Origin of the sequence: Frigoribacterium sp. SL97, from assembly GCF_026625765.1 — a bacterium.
Taxonomy (GTDB): Bacteria; Actinomycetota; Actinomycetes; order Actinomycetales; family Microbacteriaceae; genus Frigoribacterium.
The window spans coordinates 3,621,479-3,645,063 of the sequence record NZ_CP113062.1; the positions used below are offsets into that span (position 1 = coordinate 3,621,479).

General features: G+C 73.7%; 18 protein-coding genes. 5 read left to right on the forward strand and 13 right to left on the reverse strand.

Features of this window, described 5'->3' with window-relative positions:
* Positions 1-9: 9 nt before the first annotated feature.
* The gene (locus OVA02_RS17715) at positions 10-885 is read right to left on the reverse strand and encodes an NAD(P)-dependent oxidoreductase (RefSeq protein ID WP_200922617.1); all 876 of its coding nucleotides are present in this window, start codon (positions 883-885) and stop codon (positions 10-12) included.
* Between the two features lie 39 nt (positions 886-924).
* A complete protein-coding gene (locus OVA02_RS17720; RefSeq protein ID WP_056049380.1) occupies positions 925-1,674 on the reverse strand; it encodes a lysophospholipid acyltransferase family protein in 750 nt (249 codons plus the stop codon).
* 404 nt (positions 1,675-2,078) lie between these two features.
* On the opposite strand from OVA02_RS17720, the gene OVA02_RS17725 reads away from it, so the two are divergent.
* Positions 2,079-2,537 carry a hypothetical protein gene (locus tag OVA02_RS17725; RefSeq protein WP_157485546.1) on the forward strand — a complete coding sequence of 153 codons (459 nt, stop codon included), beginning with the start codon at positions 2,079-2,081 and terminating at the stop codon, positions 2,535-2,537.
* On the opposite strand, the gene recQ is transcribed toward OVA02_RS17725, so the two are convergent.
* The 4 genes from recQ to OVA02_RS17745 all read right to left on the reverse strand — a co-directional run bounded on the left by recQ (position 2,498) and on the right by OVA02_RS17745 (position 8,683).
* Positions 2,498-4,606, reverse strand: coding sequence for a DNA helicase RecQ (recQ, locus tag OVA02_RS17730; protein ID WP_082460624.1), 2,109 nt, complete (start codon positions 4,604-4,606; stop codon positions 2,498-2,500). The genes OVA02_RS17725 and recQ overlap by 40 nt on opposite strands.
* A gap of 31 nt (positions 4,607-4,637) precedes the next feature.
* Entirely contained in the window at positions 4,638-5,633 is a 996-nt protein-coding gene (locus tag OVA02_RS17735; protein WP_056049386.1) for a type II CAAX endopeptidase family protein, read from the reverse strand.
* Positions 5,634-5,778: 145 nt separating this feature from the next.
* Entirely contained in the window at positions 5,779-8,067 is a 2,289-nt protein-coding gene (locus OVA02_RS17740) for a bifunctional metallophosphatase/5'-nucleotidase (RefSeq protein ID WP_056049390.1), read from the reverse strand.
* A 196-nt stretch (positions 8,068-8,263) separates the two neighbouring features.
* Positions 8,264-8,683 (reverse strand): GNAT family acetyltransferase, encoded by a 420-nt coding sequence (locus OVA02_RS17745; protein ID WP_056049393.1) that lies wholly within the window; start codon positions 8,681-8,683, stop codon positions 8,264-8,266.
* A 129-nt stretch (positions 8,684-8,812) separates the two neighbouring features.
* Between OVA02_RS17745 and OVA02_RS17750 the strand changes: the two genes are divergently transcribed.
* Together OVA02_RS17750 and aroD are read left to right on the forward strand one after the other, a co-directional pair.
* Positions 8,813-9,688 carry a shikimate dehydrogenase gene (locus OVA02_RS17750; RefSeq protein ID WP_056049397.1) on the forward strand — a complete coding sequence of 292 codons (876 nt, stop codon included), beginning with the start codon at positions 8,813-8,815 and terminating at the stop codon, positions 9,686-9,688.
* A 2-nt stretch (positions 9,689-9,690) separates the two neighbouring features.
* Entirely contained in the window at positions 9,691-10,530 is an 840-nt protein-coding gene (gene aroD / locus OVA02_RS17755; RefSeq protein ID WP_056049401.1) for a type I 3-dehydroquinate dehydratase, read from the forward strand.
* Between the two features lie 298 nt (positions 10,531-10,828).
* Here aroD and OVA02_RS17760 read toward each other — a convergent pair whose 3' ends face one another.
* On the reverse strand, positions 10,829-11,299 hold the full coding sequence (locus tag OVA02_RS17760) for a DUF805 domain-containing protein (RefSeq protein WP_056049404.1): 471 nt from the start codon (positions 11,297-11,299) through the stop codon (positions 10,829-10,831).
* 155 nt (positions 11,300-11,454) lie between these two features.
* Here OVA02_RS17760 and OVA02_RS17765 point away from each other — a divergent pair, with 155 nt between their 5' ends.
* Positions 11,455-11,709, forward strand: coding sequence for a DUF6458 family protein (locus OVA02_RS17765; protein ID WP_043593189.1), 255 nt, complete (start codon positions 11,455-11,457; stop codon positions 11,707-11,709).
* A gap of 84 nt (positions 11,710-11,793) precedes the next feature.
* Here OVA02_RS17765 and phoA read toward each other — a convergent pair whose 3' ends face one another.
* The 3 genes from phoA to OVA02_RS17780 form a co-directional block, all read right to left on the reverse strand.
* Complete coding sequence (gene phoA, locus OVA02_RS17770; protein ID WP_267658942.1) at positions 11,794-13,728, reverse strand: alkaline phosphatase; 1,935 nt, start codon at positions 13,726-13,728, stop codon at positions 11,794-11,796.
* A 255-nt stretch (positions 13,729-13,983) separates the two neighbouring features.
* A complete protein-coding gene (locus OVA02_RS17775) occupies positions 13,984-16,980 on the reverse strand; it encodes an AAA family ATPase (protein WP_267658943.1) in 2,997 nt (998 codons plus the stop codon).
* Positions 16,977-18,173, reverse strand: a complete 1,197-nt coding sequence (locus OVA02_RS17780; protein ID WP_267658944.1) for an exonuclease SbcCD subunit D — start codon at positions 18,171-18,173, stop codon at positions 16,977-16,979. The genes OVA02_RS17775 and OVA02_RS17780 overlap by 4 nt, the downstream gene beginning before the upstream one ends.
* Positions 18,174-18,379: 206 nt before the next feature.
* Between OVA02_RS17780 and OVA02_RS17785 the strand changes: the two genes are divergently transcribed.
* The gene (locus OVA02_RS17785) at positions 18,380-19,591 is read left to right on the forward strand and encodes a M20/M25/M40 family metallo-hydrolase (RefSeq protein ID WP_267658945.1); all 1,212 of its coding nucleotides are present in this window, start codon (positions 18,380-18,382) and stop codon (positions 19,589-19,591) included.
* Between the two features lie 161 nt (positions 19,592-19,752).
* Here OVA02_RS17785 and OVA02_RS17790 read toward each other — a convergent pair whose 3' ends face one another.
* From OVA02_RS17790 to OVA02_RS17800, 3 genes are all read right to left on the reverse strand, one after another.
* Positions 19,753-20,772 carry a hypothetical protein gene (locus tag OVA02_RS17790; protein WP_056049415.1) on the reverse strand — a complete coding sequence of 340 codons (1,020 nt, stop codon included), beginning with the start codon at positions 20,770-20,772 and terminating at the stop codon, positions 19,753-19,755.
* A 186-nt stretch (positions 20,773-20,958) separates the two neighbouring features.
* Positions 20,959-21,858 carry a methylisocitrate lyase gene (prpB, locus tag OVA02_RS17795; RefSeq protein ID WP_056049418.1) on the reverse strand — a complete coding sequence of 300 codons (900 nt, stop codon included), beginning with the start codon at positions 21,856-21,858 and terminating at the stop codon, positions 20,959-20,961.
* Entirely contained in the window at positions 21,858-23,411 is a 1,554-nt protein-coding gene (locus OVA02_RS17800; RefSeq protein WP_267659723.1) for an MmgE/PrpD family protein, read from the reverse strand. The genes prpB and OVA02_RS17800 overlap by 1 nt, the downstream gene beginning before the upstream one ends.
* Between the last annotated feature and the right edge of the window lie 174 nt (positions 23,412-23,585).

The following is a 23,585-nucleotide window of genomic DNA, read 5'->3' on the forward strand; positions in this document are numbered from 1 at the left end:
TCGGCGGTCCTAGCGGGTCTCGGCGGAACCGTCCCGGTCGAAGCCGGTGCGGACCGCGGCGATGTCGTCGCCGCCGTGCCCCCGGTCGGCCGCCGTCGCGTAGACGCCGGACAGCGCCTCGAGCAGACCGGTGTCGAAGCCGGTGCCCTGGGCGGCCTCCTGCATGAGGTCGAGGTCCTTGCGGATGCCGTCGAGCGCGAACTGGGCCGGGTAGTCGCCGGCGATCATCGTCGCGCCCTTGAGGTGCGCGTACGGGGTGTCCGACTGGCCCCCGTCGATGGCGTCGAGGAAGAGCTGCGGGTCGAGGCCCAGGGCCTCCGTCAGTGCGAGCGACTGGGCCGTGGCGGCGGTGATCGTGGCGATCCACGCGTTGGCGGCGAGCTTCAGCGCCGTGCCCTGTCCGACCGTGTCGCCCGCGACGATCGTCTTGGAGCCCATGGCGTCGAGGACCGGACGCACGGCGTCGAGCAGGGCGTCGTCGCCGGCGGCCAGCATGACGAGCTTCCCCGTCGCGGCCGGCTTCTTCGTGCCGAGCATCATCGCCTCGACGAGCCGGAGCCCGTGCCCGTCGGCCGTCCGGACGACGCGGGCCGTGTCGGCCTCGCCGATGGTGCTGGCCTGCACCCACACGGTGTCGGCACCGCTCGCGTCGGCGGCCTCGTCGAGGACCTCGAGCACGGCGTCGCCGTCGAACAGCACGGTGACGACCACGTCGGCGCCCTCGACCGCCTGCCACGCCGTGTCGGCGACCGCGGCACCGTCGGCGGCGAGCGGCTCGGCCTTCGACCTCGTGCGGTTCCAGACCGTGACGTCGAACCCCTCGCGCAGCAGTGTCCCCGCCACGCCCTGACCCATGATGCCCGTCCCGAGCACTGCGACCTTCATGGCTCAGACGCTACGCCCGGGACGCGCGAGCAGCGCGGCTCAGTCGAGCGGATCGGGCCCGACGGGGTCGGGCCGCATCGCACGCCGCACCCGCGCGACGACCGACGGCGCGGGCGGATCGTTGTACGCGCCCGCCTCGACCTGGCCGCTGAGACGCTGGACGGCCGCCATCACCTCGTCGGTGGCGTGGCGACGAGCCCGACCCGACTTCGCCTCCCCGTGGTGCGAGAGGTCGATGGGCTCGCCGAACTCGACGGTGACCTTCCGGAGGCGCGGGAGGCGCGTGCCCACCGGCTGCAGTTCCTGCGTCCCCGTCAGGGCGACCGGCACGACCGGGGCCCCGCTCGTGAGCGCGAGCCAGGCGACGCCCGTCCGGCCGCGGTAGAGCCGCCCGTCGAGGGAGCGCGTCCCTTCGGGGTAGATCGCGAACGCGTCACCGTCCGTCAGCTTGCCGAGGCCCAGGTCGAGGGCGTGCTGCGCGGCGGACCCGGCCCCTCGCTCGACGCCGATCGCACCGATGCCGGTGAAGAAGGCCCGCGACGCCCGACCTTTGAGACCCGAGCCGGTGAAGTAGGCGTTCTTCGCGAGGAACGAGACCTGACGGGGTGCCATGAGGGTGATCACGACGCTGTCCATGAACGAGAGATGGTTGCTGGCCAGGATGACGGCGCCGCGCCGCGGGACGTTGCGGCGCCCGATCACCCGGGGGCGCCAGACCGCGCGCACCAGGGGTGACAGGACCGAACGGCTGAGGGTTGTGAGCACGCTCCACTGTGCCCGACGCCACATTCCCCGAGGCGCATGGCTCGCCTGTGCGCCTCACCCGGGGGCCCTCGGCACCCACCCGCACCACCCGATTCGGGGAACAACGGGTGTCCCCCTCAGGGAGGATTGCCGCCGCCGGAGCCGCGGCCTATCGTCGGAGACCGACCGAAACGGGACGCTCGTCCGGTTCACGACCCTCCGACGAGTCCTCGTCGGGGGATCGACCCGAGACCCGGGGCGAGCGCCGCGACGCACCGCCCGTCCCCGTGGGCCGTGGTCCGGCCGGGCGGACGGCCCCCCGCGCTCCGGCTCCGACAGCCGGGGACGACCCCGGACGGCCCGAGGCGCCCCGAGTCCCCCGAGCGCCCCGCCGCATCCCCCGACGACAGCCCCGACGACCCGAGAGGACCGCCTTGGACGACGAGACCATGACCACCCGCCCTTCGCGCCTGCCGGTCGTCTTCGGCGCCACCGCGCTGATCTCCACCTACTTCGCCGTCGCCAGCATCGTCGGCGCGGGCACCTCGGTCGGCGTCGGTCTCACCGCGACGGTCGTGGCGACCGGGCTCTACGTGCTGTCGGCGGTCGTCTGGCTCGCGCTCGTCGTCGTGGCGGTCTCGTCGGTCCGCCGGACGCGACGGGGCGCTGCGCTCGACCGGACGAGCATGCGCTTCATCGGGTTGGCACCCCCGGCGGGCGGGGCCGTGCTGCTCGCGGCGGCCTACGTCGCCCGCATGAACGGACAGCCCTTCTTGGGCGGGTTCTCGGCCATGGTGATCACGACGGTCGCGCTGGTCGTCCTGTCGCAGGCGTTCCCGCTGCTCGGCTTCGGCCCGTCGACCCCGGGTCAGCGCCAGTCGTCGGGCGGCGGCGGGGCGTCGTCGTAGGGGTCGTAGGGAGCGTCGGCCGGCACGTCGTAGAGATCGTCGGCCGGCACCTCGGGCACCTCGTCGACGGCGGGCGGCGCGGCACGGCGGGCACCACGAGCGGGGGCGGTCGAGGTCGCCCGGGACGAGCGGGGCGTCGTGCCGGCCGGCGCCGACGCCGTCGTGGACGACCCGACGGCCGCCGCCTCGGCCGGTGCGGTGCCGCCCACGACGGCGAGCACCTGCTGACCGTAGGTGTCGAGTTTCTTCTGGCCGACACCGCTGATGCCCGCGAGCTGATCGAGCGAGGTGGGCCGTTCGGATGCGATGCCCCGCAGGGTGACGTCGCCGAACACCACGTAGGCCGGGACGCCCTGCGCCCGGGCCACGCCGGCACGCCACTCGCGCAGCGTCTCGAACAGGGCGGCGTCGTCACCCGTCAGCTCGGCGGCACCCCGCGAGGAGCCGCGGCCCGACGAACCCGACCCGCTCCGCGCTCGGGCCGAGCGCGCCGGACGGTCGGGCTCGCGCCGCAACCGGACGGTGCGACCGCCCGAGAGCACCTCGCCCGCCGCGTCGGTGAGCAGCAGGGTGCCGTAGCCGTCGGGCGAGACCGCCAACACCCCCTGGGCCAGCAGCTGCCGGACGACGCCCCGCCACTCGACGTCGTTCAGCTCGGTGCCGATGCCGAAGGTGGACAGCTGCTCGTGGCGGTTCTGGAGGACCTTGGGGGTCGACTTGCCGACGAGGATGTCGACGATCTGGCCCGCGCCGAACTGCTGGTTGCGCTCTCGCTTCAGCCGGACGACCGTCGAGAGGAGCTTCTGGGCGGGCACCGTGCCGTCGAGCGACTCGGGCGGCGAGAGGCAGGTGTCGCAGTTGCCGCAGGCGGTGCTCGCCTGACCGAAGTAGCCGAGCAGCTGCACCCGTCGGCACTCGACCGTCTCGCACAGGGCGAGCATGGCGTCGAGGTGGGCGCCGAGCTTGCGGCGGTGCTCGGCGTCGCCCTCGGACTGGTCGATCATGCGCCGCTGCTGCACGACGTCTTGCAGGCCGTAGGCCAACCAGGCCGTCGAGGGCAGGCCGTCGCGGCCGGCCCGGCCGGTCTCCTGGTAGTAGCCCTCGACCGACTTGGGCAGGTCGAGGTGCGCGACGAAACGGACGTCGGGCTTGTCGATGCCCATGCCGAAGGCGATGGTGGCGACCATCACGATACCCTCGTCGCGCAGGAAGCGCGCCTGGTTGCGTGCCCGGGTCTGCGCCTCGAGGCCCGCATGGTACGGCAGCGCCGGGATGCCCTGCTTGACCAGGAACTCGGCCGTGCTCTCGACCGACTTGCGGGACAGGCAGTACACGATGCCGGCGTCGCCGTCGTGCTCGGTGCGGATGAACCGCAGCAGCTGCTGCTGCGGGCCGTCTTTCGCCTCGATGCGGTACTGGATGTTGGGCCGGTCGAAGTCGGCGACGAAGTGCTTCGCGTCGTCGAGCTCGAGGCGGCGTGAGATCTCGCGGTGGGTGGTCTCGGTGGCCGTCGCCGTCAGCGCGATGCGCGGGACGTCGGGCCAGCGCTCGTGCAACACCGACAGCTCGAGGTAGTCGGGACGGAAGTCGTGCCCCCACTGCGCCACGCAGTGGGCCTCGTCGATGGCGAAGAGCGAGACGTGGCCCCGGTCGAGCAGCGACTTCGTGGACTCGAGCTTGAGCCGCTCGGGCGCGAGGTAGAGCATGTCGAGCTCGCCCGCGACGAACGCCTGCTCGACCGCACGACGACGGTCGGGGTCTTGCGTCGAGTTGAGGAACGCCGCCCGGACGCCGACGGCCTCGAGGGCGTCGACCTGGTCTTGCATCAGCGCGATGAGCGGCGAGACGACGATGCCCGTGCCGTCGCGGACGAGGGCGGGCACCTGGTAGCAGAGCGACTTGCCGCCACCCGTGGGCATGAGCACGAGGGCGTCGCCGCCCTGGACCACCTGGTCGATGATCTGCGCCTGCTGTCCACGGAACTCGTCGTAGCCGAACACCCGGTGCAGCACGTCGACGGCTGCGGTGGGAGCGTCGGGAGCCAGGGCGGGCGAGGCGGTGGTGGTCACGCGTCGAGTCTACGAGCGGCCGCCGACGCGGTCAGTCGACCCGCGCCTCCTGGGGACGGTCGTCGGTCGGACGGGCACCGGGGACGAGGGGTTCGCCCGGCGCGGGAGCGCCGGGCACGAGAGGAGCGCTGCGGACCGTCACGAGCCCGGCGCGTCGGGCCGCCCGCAGCACGAGCCACACGTAGAGCGGCGTCGAGACCAGCGTCACCGCCAGGGCGAGGGGGCTGCCGTCGCTCGACTCGACGCCCGCGAAGGGGGCCGACAACAGGAAGAGCACGGTGTTGTTGAGCACGTGCGCGACGATCGCCGCCTCGAGCCCGCCGGTGCGCCAGGTCAGGTAGGCCGCGGCCACGCCGAACACGGCGACGTCGAGCATGCCCCACGCGTTGTAGTCGTGGCCGAACGCGAACCCGACCGTGGGCAGGACGATCGCCGCGATCGGGTACCTCGACCACGAGCCGATCGTCTGCAGGGCGAGCCCGCGGAACGCGTACTCCTCGGCCGTCGCCTGGAGCGGCGTGACCACGAGGATGACCACGACCGCCCAGACGAGGGTGTCGGCCGGCGTGGTGACCGGGCCGGTGCCGATCGGTTCGCCCGACAGCGGGGGCACCACGACGTAGCTGAGCCCCACCGTCAGGGCCATGAACGCGAGGGCGGGCACGAGGCATCGCACGAGCCACCGCCAGCGCAGCCGCCCGGCGACGCTCGAGAGGCTGCCGACCGCGCCGGGGCCGACGATCAGCGTGCCCAGCATGATGGCCGGCAGCATGACCGCGATCGAGGCGAGCGTCGTGAAGAGCACGAGCGGGTCGGCGGCGGCCAGGGCGTCGCCCTCGATGCCGCGCTGCAGACGTTCGGCGGCGGCGGTGCCGCCCACGGCCGTGGTCACCCCGAGGACTGCCACGTAGACCACGACCGACGCGAGCAGGTACGTGACGGCCGCCACGACGGCCGCCAGCAGCGGTTTCCACCACCGGTACGAGGGCAGGGAACGGAAGAGGCGGTGGTACGCGAACGTCGTCACCCGACGAGCGTACGGGAGGCGCGGTGCCGGTCGGTCGTGCCGCCGTCGCCTCCGCGCCGCCGCGCGATGGTCGCACCACGAACGGAACGTCGCACCACGGGATTCCGTGGTGCGACGTCCGGTCGGTGGTGCGATGTCGGGGGCGTCAGCCCTCGGTGGGCGTCACCGTCGCGCGGAGGCGACGGCGGCGGGCGACGACCAGCGCCGAGCCGCCGGCCAGCATCAGGGCGAGCCCGGCGAGGGCCGCGAGACCCAGGCCGTCCTGGCCGGTGAAGGCCAGCGAGCCGTCGGCGTTGCGGACCGTGCCGGCGGGCGTGGTGCCCGGACCCGAGCCGGGGGTGGTGCCGGGCACGGTGCCGCCGGGGGTCGTGACCGGAGGCGTGGTGCCGGGGTCGGTCGGCGGGACGACCACGGGAGCGGCCGCCGCGGCGAAGACGACCGGGACGGACGCCGTCGTGCCGGTGCCGGCGACCGAGAGCACGACCTGACGCGTGACCGGTCCGGCAGCGGGAGCGGTGATGCCCTCGGGGACGACGAAGGTCACCGTGGCACGACCCTGTTCGTCCGAGTTGTCGAGGATGGTCTCGTCGATCGGGGCCGAGGCGAGCTCGACGCCGTCGAGCGTCGCGGTCACGGTGCCCGACGCGTCCGCGGCGGCCTGCTGCAGGACGAGCGACGACAGGGTCATCGACACGGTGTCACCGGCGGCGAACCCGCCGACGGGCGCAGCGGTCAGCCCCGAGACGCCGACCGAACGCGAGGCGAAGTCGGGGTCGGACGGGTCGCCGGCCTGGGCGTCGAAGTACTCGAGCTGGCTCTGCAGGTCGACCTTGCCGCTGTCGGCGTGGGCGCGACCGTTGGCGAAGGCGGTGAACCCGTCGCCACCCGAGGCGAGGAACGAGTTGACCGTCACCTTGTAGATCGTGGCGTCGTCGACGGCCACGCCGTCGAGCGAGACGGCCGCGATGCGCGAGCCCGCCGCCGCGGTGGGGTCGTACGTGTAGGTCAGACCCTCGGACGTGCCGAGCTTCAGGGTGCTGGTACGGCCGGCGGTCGGCCACTGCTGTTCGAGCACCTGGCGGATCTCGGCGCCGGTCATGTCGACCACGACGAGCGTGTTGGCGAAGGGCTGCACGGCCGCGGCGGCCTTGTACGTCACGTCGCCGTCCGGCGCCACGAAGGGCAGGTCGTCCCGCAGGCCGCCCGGGTTCATGAAGGCGAGCTGGGCACCGCTCGCCGTCGTCGACGACAGCTGGATGTCGGCGACGAAGTTGCCGAGCGTCGACTCACCGGCCCGGTTCGAGACGGGGAGGCCGTTGGCGTCCGGGTTGGCGTTGTAGGCCCGGTTGAAGGAGTCGCTGATCGAACCGATGACCTCGGCCCCCCGCTCGGCGGCGACGTCGACGGCCGAGGCGACGATGGCCTGGACGGTGGGGTCGGGCGTGAAGGCACCGTAGAGCGGCACCAGACGGTGCGAGGCGATGGTCACGCGGTCACGGAAGGCGGTGGCGGCGGGGTCGACCGTCATGGTCACCCGGGCGAGGTTCGTCCCGTAGCTGCCCGTCTGCACGACGGCACGCTGCGGGCCGCCGTCGGACGGCGAGACGAGGTAGTCGTAGCCCTGGTGGGTGTGTCCCGAGAAGATGGCCGACACGTCGCCCGAGACGCCGCGGGCGATCTCGCCGAACGCGTTGTCGCCGGTGACGGAGTCGAGGCTGCCGGTCTCGGCGCCCTCGTGCAGCAGCAGGACGATGGCGTCGGCCGCGTCGGCCGCGACGATGTCGTCCGCGACGGCGTTGACCGACTCGACGACGGGGGCGAAGGTGAGCCCCTCGATGCCGGCCGGGCTGACGAGCGTCGGCATGGTCTCGGTCAGCGCGCCGATGAACGCGACGCGGACGCCGCCGATCTCCTCGACGACGTAGGGGTCGTAGGCGGGCGTCCCGTCGCTCCGGAGGATGTTCGCGTTCACGTAGGGGAACTCGCTGTTCGCCCGGACGCGGCCGTTGAAGTCGTCCTGGCCCTTGTCGAACTCGTGGTTGCCCGGCGTGCTGACGTCGAGGCCCATGGCGTTCAGGGCGTCGAGGGTCGGCTCGTCGTCCTGGATGAACGAGGTGAACGTCGAGGCGCCGATGTTGTCGCCCGCCGAGACGAAGAGCGTGTTGGGGTTCTGCGCCTCGACCGACTTGACGGCGCCCGCGAGGACGGCCGCGCCGGCGATGGAGGCGCGAGCACCGGGGGCGTCGGCCTCGAGTCGACCGTGGAAGTCGTTGATGCCGACGAGGTCGATCGTGACCGGGACGGCCTGGGCCGGTGCCGCGGCGACCAGGCCGAGCAGCAGGGTGCCGGTGGCGACGGACGCGAGGGCCGCACCGCGGACTCGCCGCCGGCCTCCCGTCGGGACGGACTCGGATGACGGGGGGCTGATGCGCATGGGCGTCGGTGCTCCTGGAGAAGACGGTTCGGGCGGGACGGCACCCCCCGACAGGGGGCACACCACACGACCCTAAGTTCTCGCTGGGTGCCCGACAAGAGTCCGCCGAAGATCGTCACATGTTGTTCATCCGACGCCGCGAGGCCGAGCGACGGGCCCGCCGAGGGGCTCCACCGGAGCCTCCGGACACCGCGCCTCAGTCGGCGATCAGCCGCTTGCCCATGCCGAACGCGTCGTCGACCGAGTACCCCAGGTGTTCGTACAACGCCCGTACCCGCTCGTTGCCGGTGCGCACCTGGAAATTGGCCTTCGGGCATCCCAGCGCCTCGAGCGACCGCTCGACCTCGGCCATGAGCTGCCGGCCGAACCCCTCCCCCTGGCGATCGGGCTCGACCGCGACGTAGTACACCCAGCCGCGATGGCCGTCGTACCCGGCCATCGCGGTCGCGACCAGCGCCTCCTCGTCGTCGACGCCGACCAGGAACAGCTCGCGCTGCACGGTCAGCTTGCGTTCGATGTCGCGTCGCGGGTCGTTCCACGGGCGGGTCAGCCCGCAGCGCTCCCAGAGCGCCACGACGGTCTCGGTGTCGGCCTCGTCGAAGGGTCGGATCTGCATGCACCGACCCTGCCAGACCCGACGGGACGAGGAGGCGCGGTGCCGGTCGCCACCACCCCGCACCCCCTCAGGGCCCTCGCGTTAGGGTGGGTCGTCGTCCGAGCCGCGGGCGCAGGGAGGGGCCCACCCGTGACCGATGCTCGCCGACGTCTCGCCGTCCTGGGGTCGCCGATCGAGCACTCGCTGTCACCGGTGCTGCACCGCACGGCGTACGAGCACCTCGGCCTGCCCTTCGACTACGACCGGGTCGAGGTTGCCTCGGGCGGGCTCGCCGACTTCGTCGGGGGCCTCGACGCGAGCTGGCGCGGCCTGAGCCTGACGATGCCGCTCAAGCGCGAGGTGCTGCCCCTGCTCGACACCGTCTCTCCGCTCGCCCGACGTCTCGGGGTCGCCAACACCGTCGTCCTCGACGACCACGGTCGCCGCCACGGGCACAACACCGACGTGGACGGCATCGTCCGCAGCGTCGAGGGATTCCACGACGCCCGGCCCGCCGCGGCCACCATCCTCGGCGGGGGCGCCACCGCCCTGTCCGCGATGGCCGCCGCGTGGGATCTCGGCGCCCGGTCGTTCTCGATCCACCTGCGCAACCCCATGCGCGCCGGCGAGCTGACGTCCCTGGCCGCCGAGCTGGGCGCCGACGTCATGGTCGCCCCGCTCACCGAGCTGCCCTCGCTCGGCCCGTTGGACTTCGTCATCAGCACCTTGCCCGGAGGCGCGGCGGACGACCTCCACCTGCGTCCGGCCGGTGGCTCGTCCGTCCTCTTCGACGTCGCCTACGAGCCCTGGCCGACGCGCCTCGCGTCGCGCTGGTCGGCCGACGGGGGCATCGTCTTCAACGGCCTCGACATGCTCGTCGAGCAGGCGCTCGGCCAGGTCAGGCTCTTCTCCGGGCGGGCGCAGGACGAGCCGGTCCCCGACGAGGGCGTCCTGCGCGACGCGATGCGCGCCTCCGTGGGCTCGCCGATCCGCGACCGGTCGACGACCGACAGCGTGGCGCGCTGACCATGGCGACCCCTCTTCCGGTCTCGATCGGTCGGGTCGCGCTCGGCACCGGGCGTCCCGCGGTCTGCGTCCCGCTCGTGGCCCGGACCGTCGACGCGCTGGTCGACGCCGCCTCGGCGCTCGACACCGACACGGCCGAACTGGTCGAGCTGCGCATCGACTTCGTCGACGCCGCGTTCGCCGCGGCACCGGACCCCGACGGTCCCGTGCGTACGGGAACCGAGGCGACGGGAGCCGCCGACCTCGACCTCGTGGCCGACGTCGTCCGTCGGGTGCGTGGCGCGCTCGACGCCGAGCTGCCCCTGCTGTTCACCCTGCGGACCGAGCCCGAGGGAGGCGAGCACGACGTCGCCCCCGCGACCTACGACGCCGTGCTGCGCTCGGCGATGGCCACCGGACTGCTCGACGCCGTGGACGTCGAGATGTACACCGACCCCGACCTGCTCGGCGGGCTCGTCGACGCGGCGCACGACGCCGGGCTCGTCGTGGTGATGTCGTCGCACGACTTCAGCGGCACCCCCACGCAGGGCGAGATCGTGTCGCGCCTGCTCGAACAACAAGAGAACGGTGCCGACGTGGCGAAGTTCGCGGCCATGCCGTCGAACACGGACGACGTGCTGACCCTGATGCGGGCCACGGCCGAGTTCCGGGCGGGTGCCGGCATCGTTCCCGCGATCACCATGTCGATGGGGCCGCTCGGCGTCGTGTCCCGGCTCTCGGGCGAGACGTTCGGCTCGTGCGTCACGTTCGGATCGGCGGGGGCGACGAGCGCGCCCGGACAGGTCCCGGCGGCGGGGCTGCGGGCGGCGCTCGAGCTGGTGCACGAGGCGCAGCAGGGCTGACGGCGTCGCCTCGGCGTCGGACCGGCTTCGTCCGGGGCCTCGGGCGTCAGGGCTCCGGAGGCCCGACGCACGCAGAGTCCACCACCGGGAAACGAGCGACGGACGTCGCTCAACGGGACCACCACGGCGGTCGGGCCCACCGGAGTGCGAACAGGTTAGCGGTCGGTGGTCCGACCCCGTAACCCCCTTGCGCCCACGAGTGCCACGTGGTCCACGACGAGGACCGGCAATGGACCGGGGCTCTCGACGACGCCGTCGCCGCCGTGTCCCGGCGGGACTCCGGCGCCGTCCGGCCGGGTCAGGCCGGACCCGGGTACTGCCGCTCGCCACCCGTGTCGAACCGCTCGCCCGAGGCGCGCGAGGGCAGCAGCGACATGACGAGCAGGGTCAGCCACCCGAGGACCGGCAGCAGGTAGAAGAGCACGTACCAGGCGGTGAAGCCCCCGTCGTGCAGGCGCCGCGACTGCAGCGCCAGGGTCGGCAGGAAGCTGACCACCGACCACAGCACGACGACGACGCCCTGTGGGTCGATGTAGGTCCAGTCGCCGTTGTCGCCCCCGGCCCAGGTCGACGTCCCGCCGCTGCCCGTGGCCCAGGCCTGGAGCGCCCCCTGGAACACGAGCGCGATGACGAACCACCACCAGTACTCGCTGCGGCTCGCCCTCCCGTGGAACGTGGCGTACTTGCGCCAGAACCGGACGACCGCGACCTTCGGCGAGGCGCGGTGGTACGGCTGGTCGAGCGGCACGGGGCCTGCGGGTCCGGTCATGGGATCTCCTGCGGTGGGGTGACGGGCAGGACCATCCTCGCAGCGCCTCCGCCGCGTCGTGGCCGATCGGGGCGGCCCGTCGGTACTGTGGGGCCCGCCGACCCTCGCGTCGGCGCCGTCGCCCATCCGGGGCGGCGCCAGACGAAGGAGACCCCATGAGCATCGGCGGCGGAATCGCCTTGATCGTGATCGGCGCGGTCCTCGCGTTCGCTCTCGACTTCCAGGTCGCGGGCATCGACATCAAACTGATCGGCTACATCCTCATCGCGGCCGGCGTGGTCGTGACCATCATCGGCATCGCCTTCGCGTCGCGCCGCCGCTCGACGGTCTCCACGACCCGCAGCGCGGTCGACCCGGCCACGGGCGAGCGCGTCGAGCGTCGCTCGACCGACAGCGACCCGCTGGTCTGACCCGAGGGTCCGACGCGACCCGAGAACGCAGGAGGCGCGGTGCCGGCTGGCACCGCGCCTCCCGTGTGTCGGGGCGGGGAACGCCTAGAGCTGCACGCCGTCCTGCACGGACGCCGCGCGGTGGCGACGACGCAGCACGAGGGCGGCACCGGTGCCGGCCAGCATCAGCGCGAGCAGCAGGGCGGGCAGGGCGTCGGAGCCGGTGAACGCGAGGGGCCCGCTTCCGTTGCCGGCCGTCCCCGCGCCTCCTGCGCTCGAGCCGTCACCGGGGACCGCCGCGGGCGGGGTCGTCGGAGCCGGGGTGACGGCGCCTTCGACGACGGCGACGGTCGTCGCCAGCGTCGTGCCGCTCTGCGTGCCGGTCAGCGTGATCGTGTAGCTGCCGGGCTCGGTGGGGGCGGTGACGGTGTAGGTCGCGACGCCGTCGACCACGTCGGCGATGCCGAGGTCGGTCACCGTGCCGTCGACGTCGAGCGTGCCCGTGACCTGGCGGTCGCCGGCGAGGCCGGCGGTGCTGACCGGGAACTCGGCGCCGGGGGCGACCTCGGTCGGAGCCGAGATCGTCGCGTCGGCGCTGAGGCCGTCGAGGTCGCGGTCGAGCTGCAGGGCGTTCACGATGGTGAAGAAGTTGTCGGTCTGGTCGATCAGGCCGACGACGTTCGCGGCACCGGGGCCGTAACCCGCGACGCGCAACTGCGTGCCGGTGTGCTGCTGCGACCCGCCCGCCGCGGCGGTGCCGTAGGCGATCTTCATCGTGGTGCCGTCGACCGTCGTCAGCGCGGTGCTGAGCGTGGCGGGCGGCGTCGAGTCGACGATCTGGCTGGTGTGCGCGTGGTCCGCCGTGACGATGACCATCGTGTTGCCGTCGGCCTTCGCGAAGGCGAGGGCGGACTGGACGGCTTCGTCGAGGTCGAGCACCTCACCGATCTGACCGCAGGCGTCGGCGCTGTGGTCGCGCTTGTCGATCGAGGCACCCTCGACCTGCAGGAAGAAGCCCTGGTCACCGGTGTCGAGCAGGTCGATCGACTTCTCGGTCAGCGACTGCAGCGAGAGGCCGGTGGACAGGCGGGCCGGGTTCGGCTGGCAGGTCTGCGGGGCCAGGTCGGCCCCGCCGACGGTCGCCGTGGTGGCGGCGTACCGGGTCGGGAAGTTGCCGTCGGTGAAGGTGCCGAGCACGGGCTGCGCCTGGTCGGCGGTCGTCAGGGCGTCGAGGCCGGCCGCGTCGCGCACGACCTGGTAGCCACGGTCCTGCGCCTGGGCGAACAGGGTGTCGCCCTGCCACTGACCGGCACGGGCGGACTGGCCGAACGAGGTCGCGCCTCCGCCGAGGGTGAGGTCGGCACGGGTGCCGATGATCTGCTCGCTGATCGAGCCGAGGCCGCCCTGGTCGAGCGCGTCGGCGCCGCACTGGGTGACGCTGTCGGGGCCGTAGCAGCTGCGGGCGGCGACGTGTGCGGCCTGCACGGCCGGGGTGGCGTCCTGCAGCTCGGCGGTCGAGACGTTGCCGGTCTTCTTGCCGTTGGCCTTGGCGATCTCGAGCAGGGTGTCCTGCGGGACGCCGTCGACGTCGACCGAGATGGCGTTGTCGTAGGTCTTCGTGCCGGTGGCCCAGGCGGAGCCGGTCGCGGCGGAGTCCGGCACGTAGTCGGGCTTGCCCTTGTTCGCGCCGTCCCGGTAGACCGAGTACGTCGTGTACTGGCCGGTCAGGGGCAGGGCGTCGATGCCGGGCAGCGTTCCGCCGGCGCCGTAGGCGTAGTTGCGCGCCGACGTGATCTCGCTGTCGCCCATGCCGTCGCCGATCAGCAGGATGACGTTCTTGGCGGGGCCGACCTCCACCGAGTCGAGCAGCAGCTGCGTGCTGTCGTCGATGCTGCGGGCGGCACCACCGTTCTGGGCGACGTTCGCGGGGGTGGCCGCGAAGGCGGCGACGGGGCTGAGGGCGAGGGCGGCGGCGGCGGCCGTCGCGACGACCCCCGTCGTCAGGGCCGCACGCCGGCGGTTCGGGGTGTTCTTCGACACGGTTCTGCTCCTGTGATCGTGATCGTGATCCGGTCGCCACACGACGGAGTCGCCGCGGGGCGGGGACCAGCAGACTCCTGCCGGGTGGCCGCCACGTGAACGAGGCCGTGCGCGCGGGTGAACACCCTCGGACGGGGGTCGCCCGCTCGGCTGGCACGCCCCGCCGCCCCGGCCGGCCGGCCCGCCGCGCTGCCCCGCCCCGCTGCCGGCTCAGCCGACCCATCCCGCTGAGCCGACCCGCGCTGCCCTGCCTGCTCAGCCGGCCGTCGAGCGGAGCACCGACGACCCGTCGGGGCGGCGTCGCACCTCGACCCGGTCGGCGATGCGCTGCTTGAGCTCGTCGACGTGGCTGACGATGCCGATCACCCGCCCCGAGGCACTGAGCCGGCCGAGCTCGCTCATGACCGCGTCGAGGGTCTCGGGGTCGAGGGAGCCGAACCCCTCGTCGACGAACAGGGTGCCGAGCTCGAGCCCGCCGGCCTCGGCCTGGACGACGTCGGCGAGGCCGAGGGCGAGGCTGAGCGAGGCGTAGAAGGTCTCACCGCCCGAGAAGCTGCCGGGGTCGCGGGTGGTGTCGGTGGTCGCGTCCCGGATGACGAGCGAGAGCCCCGTCTTGCGCGAGCGCGACCCGACCTCGCGCTCGTCTGACGAGGCGAGCTCGTACCGCCCGCTCGACATGACCGACAGCCGGACGTTCGCCGCCGCCACGACCTCGTCGAACCGGCGCAGCAGCACGTAGGTGCCGAGCGTCACGCCCTTGACGTTCTCGCCGGTCGAGGCGCTGGCGAGGTTCGCCATGCGCACCACCGCCCGGGCGTGCTCGACGGCGGCGTCGGCCGCGGCGGTCACGGCCTCGAGGGCGGCCAGGGCCTGGCGCGACCGCCCGGCCCGGTCGCCGGTGCGCGTCGCGCGGTCGGTGGCCTCGTCGAGCTCGGCCTCGACCCGGTCGAGGGCCTCGACGGCCGACGGGACGTCCGCCACCTCGTCGCCGGTCAGCACGGCGACCTCGGGCTCGACCAGCCCGGCCGCGACGATCGCCCGTTCGCGCTCGTGGGCCGAGACCCGCGCCTCGAGCGCGGCGAGGTCGCCTGCCTCGAGGGCGGCGTCGGCGACCTGGTCGACGTCGTCGAACCCGCTGCGCTCGAGGGCGGCCGCGAGCTCGGCACGTCGGACGGCCGCCGCGTCGGACGCCACGTCGGCGGCGTCGAGGAGGGTCAGGAGGCGCGTGTCGCGTTCGACGCCGTCACCGACCGCTGCGGTGAGCTCGGCGATGGTCGGGGCCCGACCGTCGAGCAGTCGCGCGATCTCGGCCTCGTCGTCGAGCAGGGCCCGCCGGTCGGCGGCCACGCGCTCCCGGCCGGTGGCGGCTCGCTCGCGGAGGTCGTCCCGCTCGGCCCGCAGCTCGTCGACCTCGCGGTCGTGGGCCACGAGCGCCGCCTCGGATGCCGCGAGGGCGGTACGGGCCCGGGTGGCCTCGGCCACGCGCAGGGCGAGCCGGGCCAGGTCGGACTCGACGTCGTCGCGGGTCAGGTCGCCCAGGGCGCGGCGGGCCTCCGCGGCCCGCCCCTCGGCGGTCGCGTGCCGTGCGGCGGACTCGCGCTGACGGGCCTCGGCCGCTCGTGACGACCGCGACGCGGCCTCGACCTGGTCGTCGGTGGGGTGCTCGGTGCCGGGAGCCGCCGGGGCCGGATGCTCTCGCGAGCCGCACACGGGGCACGGATCGCCGACGACCAGAGCCGCGGCCAGGTGACCCGCCATGCCCTCGATCTGCCGACGGCGGAGGCCCGCCTCGTCGTCGAGGGCCTGCAGGGCCGCCGCCGAGTCGTCGGCCAGTCGTGCGGACGCCTCGTCGACGGCCCGGCCGAGGGCGTCGAGGTCGTCGAGGTCACGCAGGCGGACCCGCGCCTCGGCCGTCGCCTGCTCGGCGGCGACGAGGTCGGTCGAGGCGTCGGCCAGGGCGTCGCGCTCGACGACGAGCGACGCCCTGACGGCGGGGGCCGCGACGAGGTGCGCGTCGAGCTCACGGCGCCGCTCGTCGGCGTCGACCAGGGACTGCTCAGCCGCTTCGAGGGCCGTCCGACGACCGGGCAGGGCCTTCTCGGTCCGGGCCGCCTCGGTCAGGAGGGCGACTTCCGACAGTCGGGCGTCGCGACGCGCGGCGACGTCGGCTCGGAGCGGGACCTCGCCGTGCGCCGCGATCGTCTCGCCGTCCGCGACGACCCCGGCGGCCTCGGCCAGGCGTGACGCCGCATCACGCTCGGCCTCGGTCGCCCGCGTGACCGCGGCGAGCGCATCGGTCACGGTCGCGGCCCGGGTCGCCGCGGCGACACGCGAGCGGACCGTGGCGATCTCGCCGTCGCCCTCGTCGAGACGCGTCCGCCGGACGATCAGGTCGGCTCGTCGGTCGAGTGCCGCCCCCAGCGCCCGCATGCGATCGAGCCACCGTCGTGCCGCGTCTCGGGCCTCGACCACCCGTGACCGCTGAGCCGACGCGGCGAGGGCCTGGGCCTGGAGGTCACCGAGCAGGGCGGCCCCGCCGTCGGCGGCAAGCCCCTCGTCGAGGGCCTCGGCCTCGAGGCCGCTCGCCTCGAGCAGTCTGGCTCGCGCCAGCTCGATGTCGCGGTCGGCGGCGGCGACGGCGGCGTTCGCGACCTTCCGCCGGTCGACGAGCTCGGCCGTGGTGCGCTCGTAGATCTCGGTGCCGAAGAGCGACTGCAGGACCTCTTTGCGCTTCTCGCCGGTCGAGCGGAGGAAGGCGGCGAACTCGCCCTGGGGCAGGACGACGGTCTGCACGAACTGCTGGCGCGTGAGCCCGAGGATGCGCGAGACCTCGGCGCCGGCCTCTTGCGTGCTGATCGAGACGATCTCGCCGTCGACGGCGTCGGGCGACGAGAGGCGCCACAGCTTGGCGGTCGCGTTCGCCGGCGTCGTGCCCGTGCCGCGCGCCTTCGGACGGCGGTACGCGGGCGTGCGTCGGATGCGGTGAACGCCCGCTCCGTTCTCGAAGACGAGCTCGACGAAGGGCTCGACGTCGGGGGCTGCGTGGTGGCTGCGCAGGCGGTCGGGCGTCGAGGCCGAACCGGCGAGCCCGCCGTAGAGGGCGAAGACGATCGCGTCGATGATGGTCGACTTGCCCGAACCCGTCGGGCCCTCGAGCAGGAAGGTGCCCGAGGCGCCGAGCGCGGCGAAGTCGATGCTGTGCTCGCCCGCGTAGGGCCCGATGGCCCTCAGGGTCAGCCGGTGGAGGTTCATTCGCCGACCTCGCTCGCGAGTGCGGCCTCGTAGGCGCCACGCACCACGGCGAGCTCGGTCTCGCTCGCCGCCCCGCCCGAGGCGAAGGCGACGAACTCGGCCGCCACCTCGATCGGGTCGGACTCGGCCGTGACGGCGGCGAGCGCGGAGGCCTCGACCGCTCCGACGGGCGTGTGGAGGATCGCGAGGGCGTGCGGGAAGTGCTCGGCCACCCGCGTGTAGAGCCGTTCGGGGTGCACCGGATCGGTGACGAAGACCCGGAGCCAGGCGTCACGCAGGTCGTCGTGGCGCCCGTCGAGCAGGGCGTCGAGGGAGTCGGTCACCTCGGCCAGTCGTCGCGGGACGGGGGCCGGGACGAGCTCGACCGAGACCGAGCCGTCGGCGGCCAGCTCGACGATCGTGGACGACTTGACCTGGTTCCGCTCGCCGAACGAGAAGGCCAGGGGCGAACCCGAGTAGCGCAGGCGACCGGACGGGCCGACGCGCTGGGCACCGTGCAGGTGGCCGAGGGCGACGTAGTCGACGCCGTCGAACGCGGCCGACGGCACGGAGTCGACGCCGCCCACCCGGATGTCGCGCTCGCTCTCGCTGCGCTCGGGCGTCGGGGCGCCGTCGGGCTCGCGGTCGGCTGCGGGCCCCGCCACGACGAACGCGTGCGCCACCACGACCGACCGGGTGCCGGGTCGCCCGGCGAGGTCGTCGCGCACCCGCTGCATCGCCGCACCCACGACGGCCGCGTGCGACCGGGGCAACGGCTCGTCGGCTCCCGCCGGTGCCAGGGACCTGCGGACGCTGTCGGGGTCGAGGTAGGGCAGCCCGTAGAAGGCGACCGGCCCGTCCGGGTCGTCGACGACGACGGGCTCGTCGAGCAGGTCGACCGACGCCCGCAGGTGCAGGCCCGGGCGCATCAGCTCGGCCGCGAACCCCAGACGCACCGCCGAGTCGTGGTTGCCCGGCGTGACGATCACGGTGGCGTGCTCGGTCAGGCCCGCGAGGGCCCGGCCGAGGAGGCGCACGCTGGGCACCGCGGGGACGGCCCGGTCGTACACGTCGCCCGCGACCGCCACGACGTCGATCGACCGACCGACCACGAGCCCCACCAGGTGGTCGACGAAGGCCTGCTGGTGCTCGTGCAGGTCGACCCCGTGCAGCGTGCGCCCCAGGTGCCAGTCGCTGGTGTGCAGGATGCGCACGGCGCCCCTCTCGTGGATGTCGCGGTCGGTGCGGCAACAGGTGCCGGAGTCGGTGCCCCCGACTGTATCGGGGGCCTCCGACAGAGCCGACCGCGCCTCCTCGGGTACCGCGCCGCGCCTCCCCGGGTCCGGCACCGCGCCTCCTCGGGTCCCGCGCCGCGCCTCCCCACCGGTCGCCGCCCCGCCCACGGGAGTGAGATGGTCAGATGCCCGCACACCGTGGCGGGCCCGACGAGAGCGAGACCGTGAGCCACGACGCCCTGCAGCCCGACCAGGTCACCGCCCTCCGTCGCGAGGTCGAGGCCCGCCTCGACGCGATGGTGGCCGACCTGACGACCTACGCGAGCCTCGAGACGCCGTCCGACGACGTCGACCTGCTCGAGGCGGGGCTCCGCTGGATCGAGACCTGGCTCGGCGAGACCGTCGGCCCGCCGGCCGAGCGCCGGGTGCACGTCGTCGAGGGCTACGGCGACACGGTGACCCTCGACTACCCGTCGCCGTCGGGCTCCGCCGAGTGGGTGTCGGCCCTGTGCCACTACGACACGGTCTGGTCCGAGGGGACGCTGGCCGGGTGGCCCGTCACGGTCGAGGGCGACCGCATGACCGGCCCGGGCGTCTTCGACATGAAGTCCGGGCTGATCCAGCTCGGCAACGCCCTCGCGATCGGCGACCGCCTGGGGCTGCCACGTCCGAACGTGCGCCTGCTGCTCAACGGCGACGAGGAGGTCGGCAGCATCGCCTCGCGCGAGGCGATCGAGCGCGAGGTCGGACGAGGAGGCGCGGTGTTCGTCTTCGAGTCGGCCGCCGACGGTGCCGTGAAGACCGCCCGCAAGGGCGTCGGCATCTTCGAGGTCGAGGCCTTCGGGGTCGAGGTGCACGCCGGCCTGCACCCGCGCTCCGGGGCGAGCGCCGTCGACGAGATCGCCCGCGTCGTCCTGGCCCTGCACGCGGCCGCCGACGTCGAGGCGGGCACCTCGCTGAACGTGGGAGTGCTGCAGGGCGGCACCCGCACCAACGTCAAGGCCGGCTACGCCCGCGCGATGGTCGACGTGCGCGTCACCTCGTCGACCGAGGCCGAACGCATCGAGCGGGTGTTCGCCGGGCTCGCGGCGCACGATCCGGCCGCGACGCTGAAGGTCACCGGCGGCTGGAACCGCCCGCCGATGGAGCGCTCGGTCGCGACCGGCGCGCTGTACGAACGCGCCGCCCGGGTCGCCACCTCGCTCGGCTTCGAGTTGCGCGAGGTGTCGGTCGGCGGCGCCAGCGACGGCAACTTCGCCGCCGCGCTGGGCCTGGCCGTGCTCGACGGGGTCGGCGGCGTCGGCGGCGGAGCGCATGCCCGACACGAGTGGATCAGCGTGCACGGCATGGTCGAGCGCACCGAGTTCGTCAGCGCCCTGTTCGCCGACCTCGCCTAGTCCGCCCCAACCAACCCCACCGCACCGCTTTGCCGTGCTTTGCACCGCTCTGCACCGCTCTGCACCGCCGAGTGGACACGACGCCGCCGCGCGACACGGCGCCTTGTCCACTCGGCGGTTCGCTGCCGCGGCGCCGACGACGCTGTGCGAATAGCGCACCCTCACGACCACGACGCCGAGGTGCGGCCCGACCGCAGCGGCACCCCGCCACGGCGCACGATCGCCGCCAGCCGTCGCGGATCGAGCGCGTCGTCGATGTCACATCTCTCGATGCGTCGGACCCGCCCCGTGCCCAACAATCGAGCCTCGCGCTTCTTCTCACGGCGTACGACCTCGGCCGGGGACGAGCCCGCGAGCAAGCGAGGGTCCGAGTACTTGCCGAAACCGTCGAACTCGAGCACGAACCCGAACTCTTCGAAGAAGAAGTCGCATCGTCCGACGAATCCCCGGGCGTCGAAGAACTCCTCTTGCAGGATCGGCTGAGGCGCACCGAGCCGATGCAACGCGACTCGCACGAGCGACTCCCCGCCGTTCTCGGACAGGGGCGTGGCGAACGAGATCGCTCGCCCGAGTGCCAGCTCACCCCGCCGTCCGACCACGCCGTCGGCCATCGCCCCGAACCGGAGCCGGAACTCGTCACGCAGATCGTCGACTCGGGTGCGCATCTCGGCGGCCCTCGGAAGCCGACTCTCGACCAAGAGCCGACGACGCATCACGCCGTCGAGACAGAGGACGCCGTCGTCGAACCCGGATGACCTCGCGACGTCGAAGGCGGTGCGCAGCTCACTCGTGACCAGCAGGTCGCCCACCGACTCGATCTCGTCGTCCTCGAGACCGGCCCCGTGCTTGACGAGGACCGGCGTGCACTGGGTCGAGGCCCGACGTCGGTCGATCACGTGCACCCGGCGCGGGTCGCCCTGGACGCTCGGCAGCCCGTGCACGGCGACGGCCGAGCCGTGGGACACGACGCAGTCGGCGGGGAGCGCGGACACGGCGGCCCGCACCCGGACGACGTGGCGACGCCAGGGCCTCAGTCGGCCCCAGTCCTCCGTCGCCACGTAGACGCCCCGTTGGACGCGCACGAGACGTCCCGCGGCGGCGTCGCGTCGCAGGGCGCGCGCCTCACGGGACTGCGCACCCGGCGTGGCGGAGAAGATCAGATCGGGGAGGTCGTCGTCCATCCCTCGATGCTCGCCCGTCGATCGGACCCGGCCGCGCCTCCAGAACTTCGCTGTGGACGACCGCCCACCCACCGCGTCATGTCGACGAGACGACCTCTGCGCACCGAGAACCGCCGAGTGGACAGCGCGCCGCCGCATGACGCGGCGCGCTGTCCACTCGGCGGCGTCCAGCACCGGCGCCCGACCTCAGCCCTCCAGCGTGAAGTCGTAGACGCCGGCGTCGAAGCGGGCGTAGCCGGGGTAGTCGATCAGCTCGTAGAGCTCGGCACGGGTCTGCATCGTCGGCACCTGCGAGTCGAGCGACCCGTCGGCCACGAGCGCGTCGAGCGCCCGGGACGCCGCGCCCATCGCGGCACGCATGAGCGACACCGGGTGGATGACCATGCTCACGCCCACGTCGTGCAGTTGCTGGTGCGTGAAGAGGGCGCTCTTGCCGAACTCGGTCATGTTGGCGAGCACGGGCACGTCGAGCGCCGAGCAGATCGCCTCGAACTCGCCGAGGTCGGCCATCGCCTCGGCGAAGATCGCGTCGGCCCCCGCGTCGACCAGGGCCCGGGCCCGGTCGACCGCGGCCTCGAGCCCGTCGAGCGCCCGGACGTCCGTGCGCGCCATGATCACGAGCGACGGGTCGCGGCGCGCGTCGACCGCGGCCCGGATGCGCCCGGCCGCCGTCGCCGCGTCCACGACCTGCTTGCCGTCGAGGTGGCCGCAGCGCTTGGGGTTGACCTGGTCCTCGACGTGCAGCCCGGCCACGCCGGCGGCCTCGAGCGCCTGGACGGTGCGGGCGACGTTCATCGGCTCGCCGAACCCGGTGTCGGCGTCGACGAGCACGGGCAGGTCGGTCATCGACGCGATCTGCCCGGCCCGTGTGGCGACCTCGGTGAGCGTGGTGAGGCCGATGTCGGGCAGCCCGAGCTCGTTGGCCATCACGGCGCCCGACACGTAGACGCCGTCGAAGCCCTTCTGCTCGATCAGGCGCGCGGTGAGCGGCGTGAACGCGCCGGGGAAGACCAGGGTGCGCTCGTCGGCCAGCCCGGCCCGGAACGCCGCACGCTTGTCGGCCGGCGACACCGTCGAGTACAGCATCAGAAGAGCCCGCCCGGCTGGGCGGCGGCACCCGCGAGGGCGTCGGGAGCGACGATGCCGAGCTGCCGCACCTCGGCCGCCGTCAACGAGGGGAGGCGCGTGGCCAAGTCGACGAACCGCTCGACCTCGGCGTCGGGCAGCACGCCCTCGGCCAGCGTCCGGAACTTGCGCACGTAGTCCTCGCGTCCGAAGGGCCGCGCCCCCAGGGGGTGGGCGTCGGCGACGGCGATCTCGTCGACGAGGGTCGTGCCGTCGACGAACTCGACCTCGATGCGGCCGCCGAACGCCTTCTCGGTGGGGTCGGTCGAGTGGTAGCGGGCCGTCCAGGCGGGGTCCTCCGCCGTGGTGATGCGCTGCCACAGCTCGACGGTGTCGGGACGCTGCGCCCGGGCCGGGGCGTAGCTGCGCTCGTGGTGCCACTCGCCGTCCTGCAGGGCGACGGCCACGATGTAGGGGATGGAGTGGTCGAGCGTCTCGCGGCTGGCCGTGGGGTCGTACTTCTGCGGGTCGCCCGCTCCCGAGCCGATCACGACGTGCGTGTGGTGGCTGGTGTGCAGCACGATGCCGCGCACCTGTGCCGGGTCGCGGAGGGCGAGGTGCGCGCGGCCGAGCCGCCGGGCGAGGTCGATCCAGGCCTGGGCCTGGTACTCGGCCGAGTGCTCCTTCGTGTACGTGTCGAGGATGCCCCGCTTGGACGCACCCGGCGCCGGCAGGGGCACGTCGTACGACGCCCCGGGTCCGTCGAGCAGCCGGGCGATCACGCCGTCCTCACCCTCGTAGATCGGGGCGGGACTGCCCTGGCCCCGCATCGCGCGGTCGACGGCCTCCACCGCGGCCTTGCCGGCGTAGGCCGGGGCGTAGGCCTTCCACGACGAGATCGCCCCCTTGCGGGACTGCCGCGTGGCCGTCGTCGTGTGCAGCGCCTGGCCGATCGCCTGGTGCACCACCTCGGTCGAGAGCCCGAGCATCGTGCCGAGGCCGGCCGAGACCGACGGGCCGAGGTGGGCGACGTGGTCGATCTTGTGGGCGTGCAGGCTGATCGCCCGGACGAGGTCGACCTGCACCTCGTAGCCGGTCACGATGCCGCGCAGCAGGGCCGCACCGTCGAGTCCGCGGTGCTGTGCGACGGCGACCATCGCCGGGATGTTGTCGCCGGGGTGCGAGTACTCCGCCGCGAGGAACGTGTCGTGGAAGTCGAGTTCGCGCACGGCGACCCCGTTCGCCCAGGCGGCCCACTCGGGCGAGACGGGGTGCTCGGGCGCGACGCCCGTGACCTGCGAGCCCGCGCCTCCGGTGGTCGGCGGATGCGCGAGCGCCTGGTCGCGTGCGACGGCGACCGGCGCGCGCAGCAGCGACGCGGCCGAGACGGCGGCGTTGTCGATCAGGCGGTTGATCACCATCTCGGTCACGTCGTCGTCGACGGGTGCGTCGTCGGTCGCGAGCACGGCGAGGCGCCACGCGAGCTCGTCCTCGCGGGCCAACGGCTGGTCGCTGCGGTGCACGCGGACCGTGTGCACGACCAGGTCGGCGGTCGGGGCGCCCGACTCGCCCATGACCCCGGACGAGGAGGCGCGGGTCGCGTCGCTCCCGCCGCTCTCGTCGGTCGTCGCCCCGGCGTCGTGTGCGTGCTCGGACGCCTGCTCGTGCTGCGTGCCCATCGGCCACCCTCTCTGGTGGGGCGGGCGTCGTGCGGCCCGCCGTGCGCCGTCGTCGGTGACGGCCGTGTC

Excerpts from the sequence above, each read along its gene's own strand:
- OVA02_RS17715 (WP_200922617.1), bottom strand. The coding sequence starts at position 885 with ATGAAGGTCGCAGTGCTCGGGACGGGCATCATGGGTCAGGGCGTGGCG.
- OVA02_RS17720 (WP_056049380.1), bottom strand. The coding sequence starts at position 1,674 with ATGTGGCGTCGGGCACAGTGGAGCGTGCTCACAACCCTCAGCCGTTCG.
- OVA02_RS17725 (WP_157485546.1), top strand. The coding sequence starts at position 2,079 with ATGACCACCCGCCCTTCGCGCCTGCCGGTCGTCTTCGGCGCCACCGCG.
- OVA02_RS17740 (WP_056049390.1), bottom strand. The coding sequence starts at position 8,067 with ATGCGCATCAGCCCCCCGTCATCCGAGTCCGTCCCGACGGGAGGCCGG.
- OVA02_RS17745 (WP_056049393.1), bottom strand. The coding sequence starts at position 8,683 with ATGCAGATCCGACCCTTCGACGAGGCCGACACCGAGACCGTCGTGGCG.
- aroD (WP_056049401.1), top strand. The coding sequence starts at position 9,691 with ATGGCGACCCCTCTTCCGGTCTCGATCGGTCGGGTCGCGCTCGGCACC.
- OVA02_RS17760 (WP_056049404.1), bottom strand. The coding sequence starts at position 11,299 with ATGACCGGACCCGCAGGCCCCGTGCCGCTCGACCAGCCGTACCACCGC.
- OVA02_RS17765 (WP_043593189.1), top strand. The coding sequence starts at position 11,455 with ATGAGCATCGGCGGCGGAATCGCCTTGATCGTGATCGGCGCGGTCCTC.
- OVA02_RS17775 (WP_267658943.1), bottom strand. The coding sequence starts at position 16,980 with ATGAACCTCCACCGGCTGACCCTGAGGGCCATCGGGCCCTACGCGGGC.
- OVA02_RS17785 (WP_267658945.1), top strand. The coding sequence starts at position 18,380 with ATGCCCGCACACCGTGGCGGGCCCGACGAGAGCGAGACCGTGAGCCAC.
- OVA02_RS17790 (WP_056049415.1), bottom strand. The coding sequence starts at position 20,772 with ATGGACGACGACCTCCCCGATCTGATCTTCTCCGCCACGCCGGGTGCG.
- prpB (WP_056049418.1), bottom strand. The coding sequence starts at position 21,858 with ATGCTGTACTCGACGGTGTCGCCGGCCGACAAGCGTGCGGCGTTCCGG.
- OVA02_RS17800 (WP_267659723.1), bottom strand. The coding sequence starts at position 23,411 with ATGGGCGAGTCGGGCGCCCCGACCGCCGACCTGGTCGTGCACACGGTC.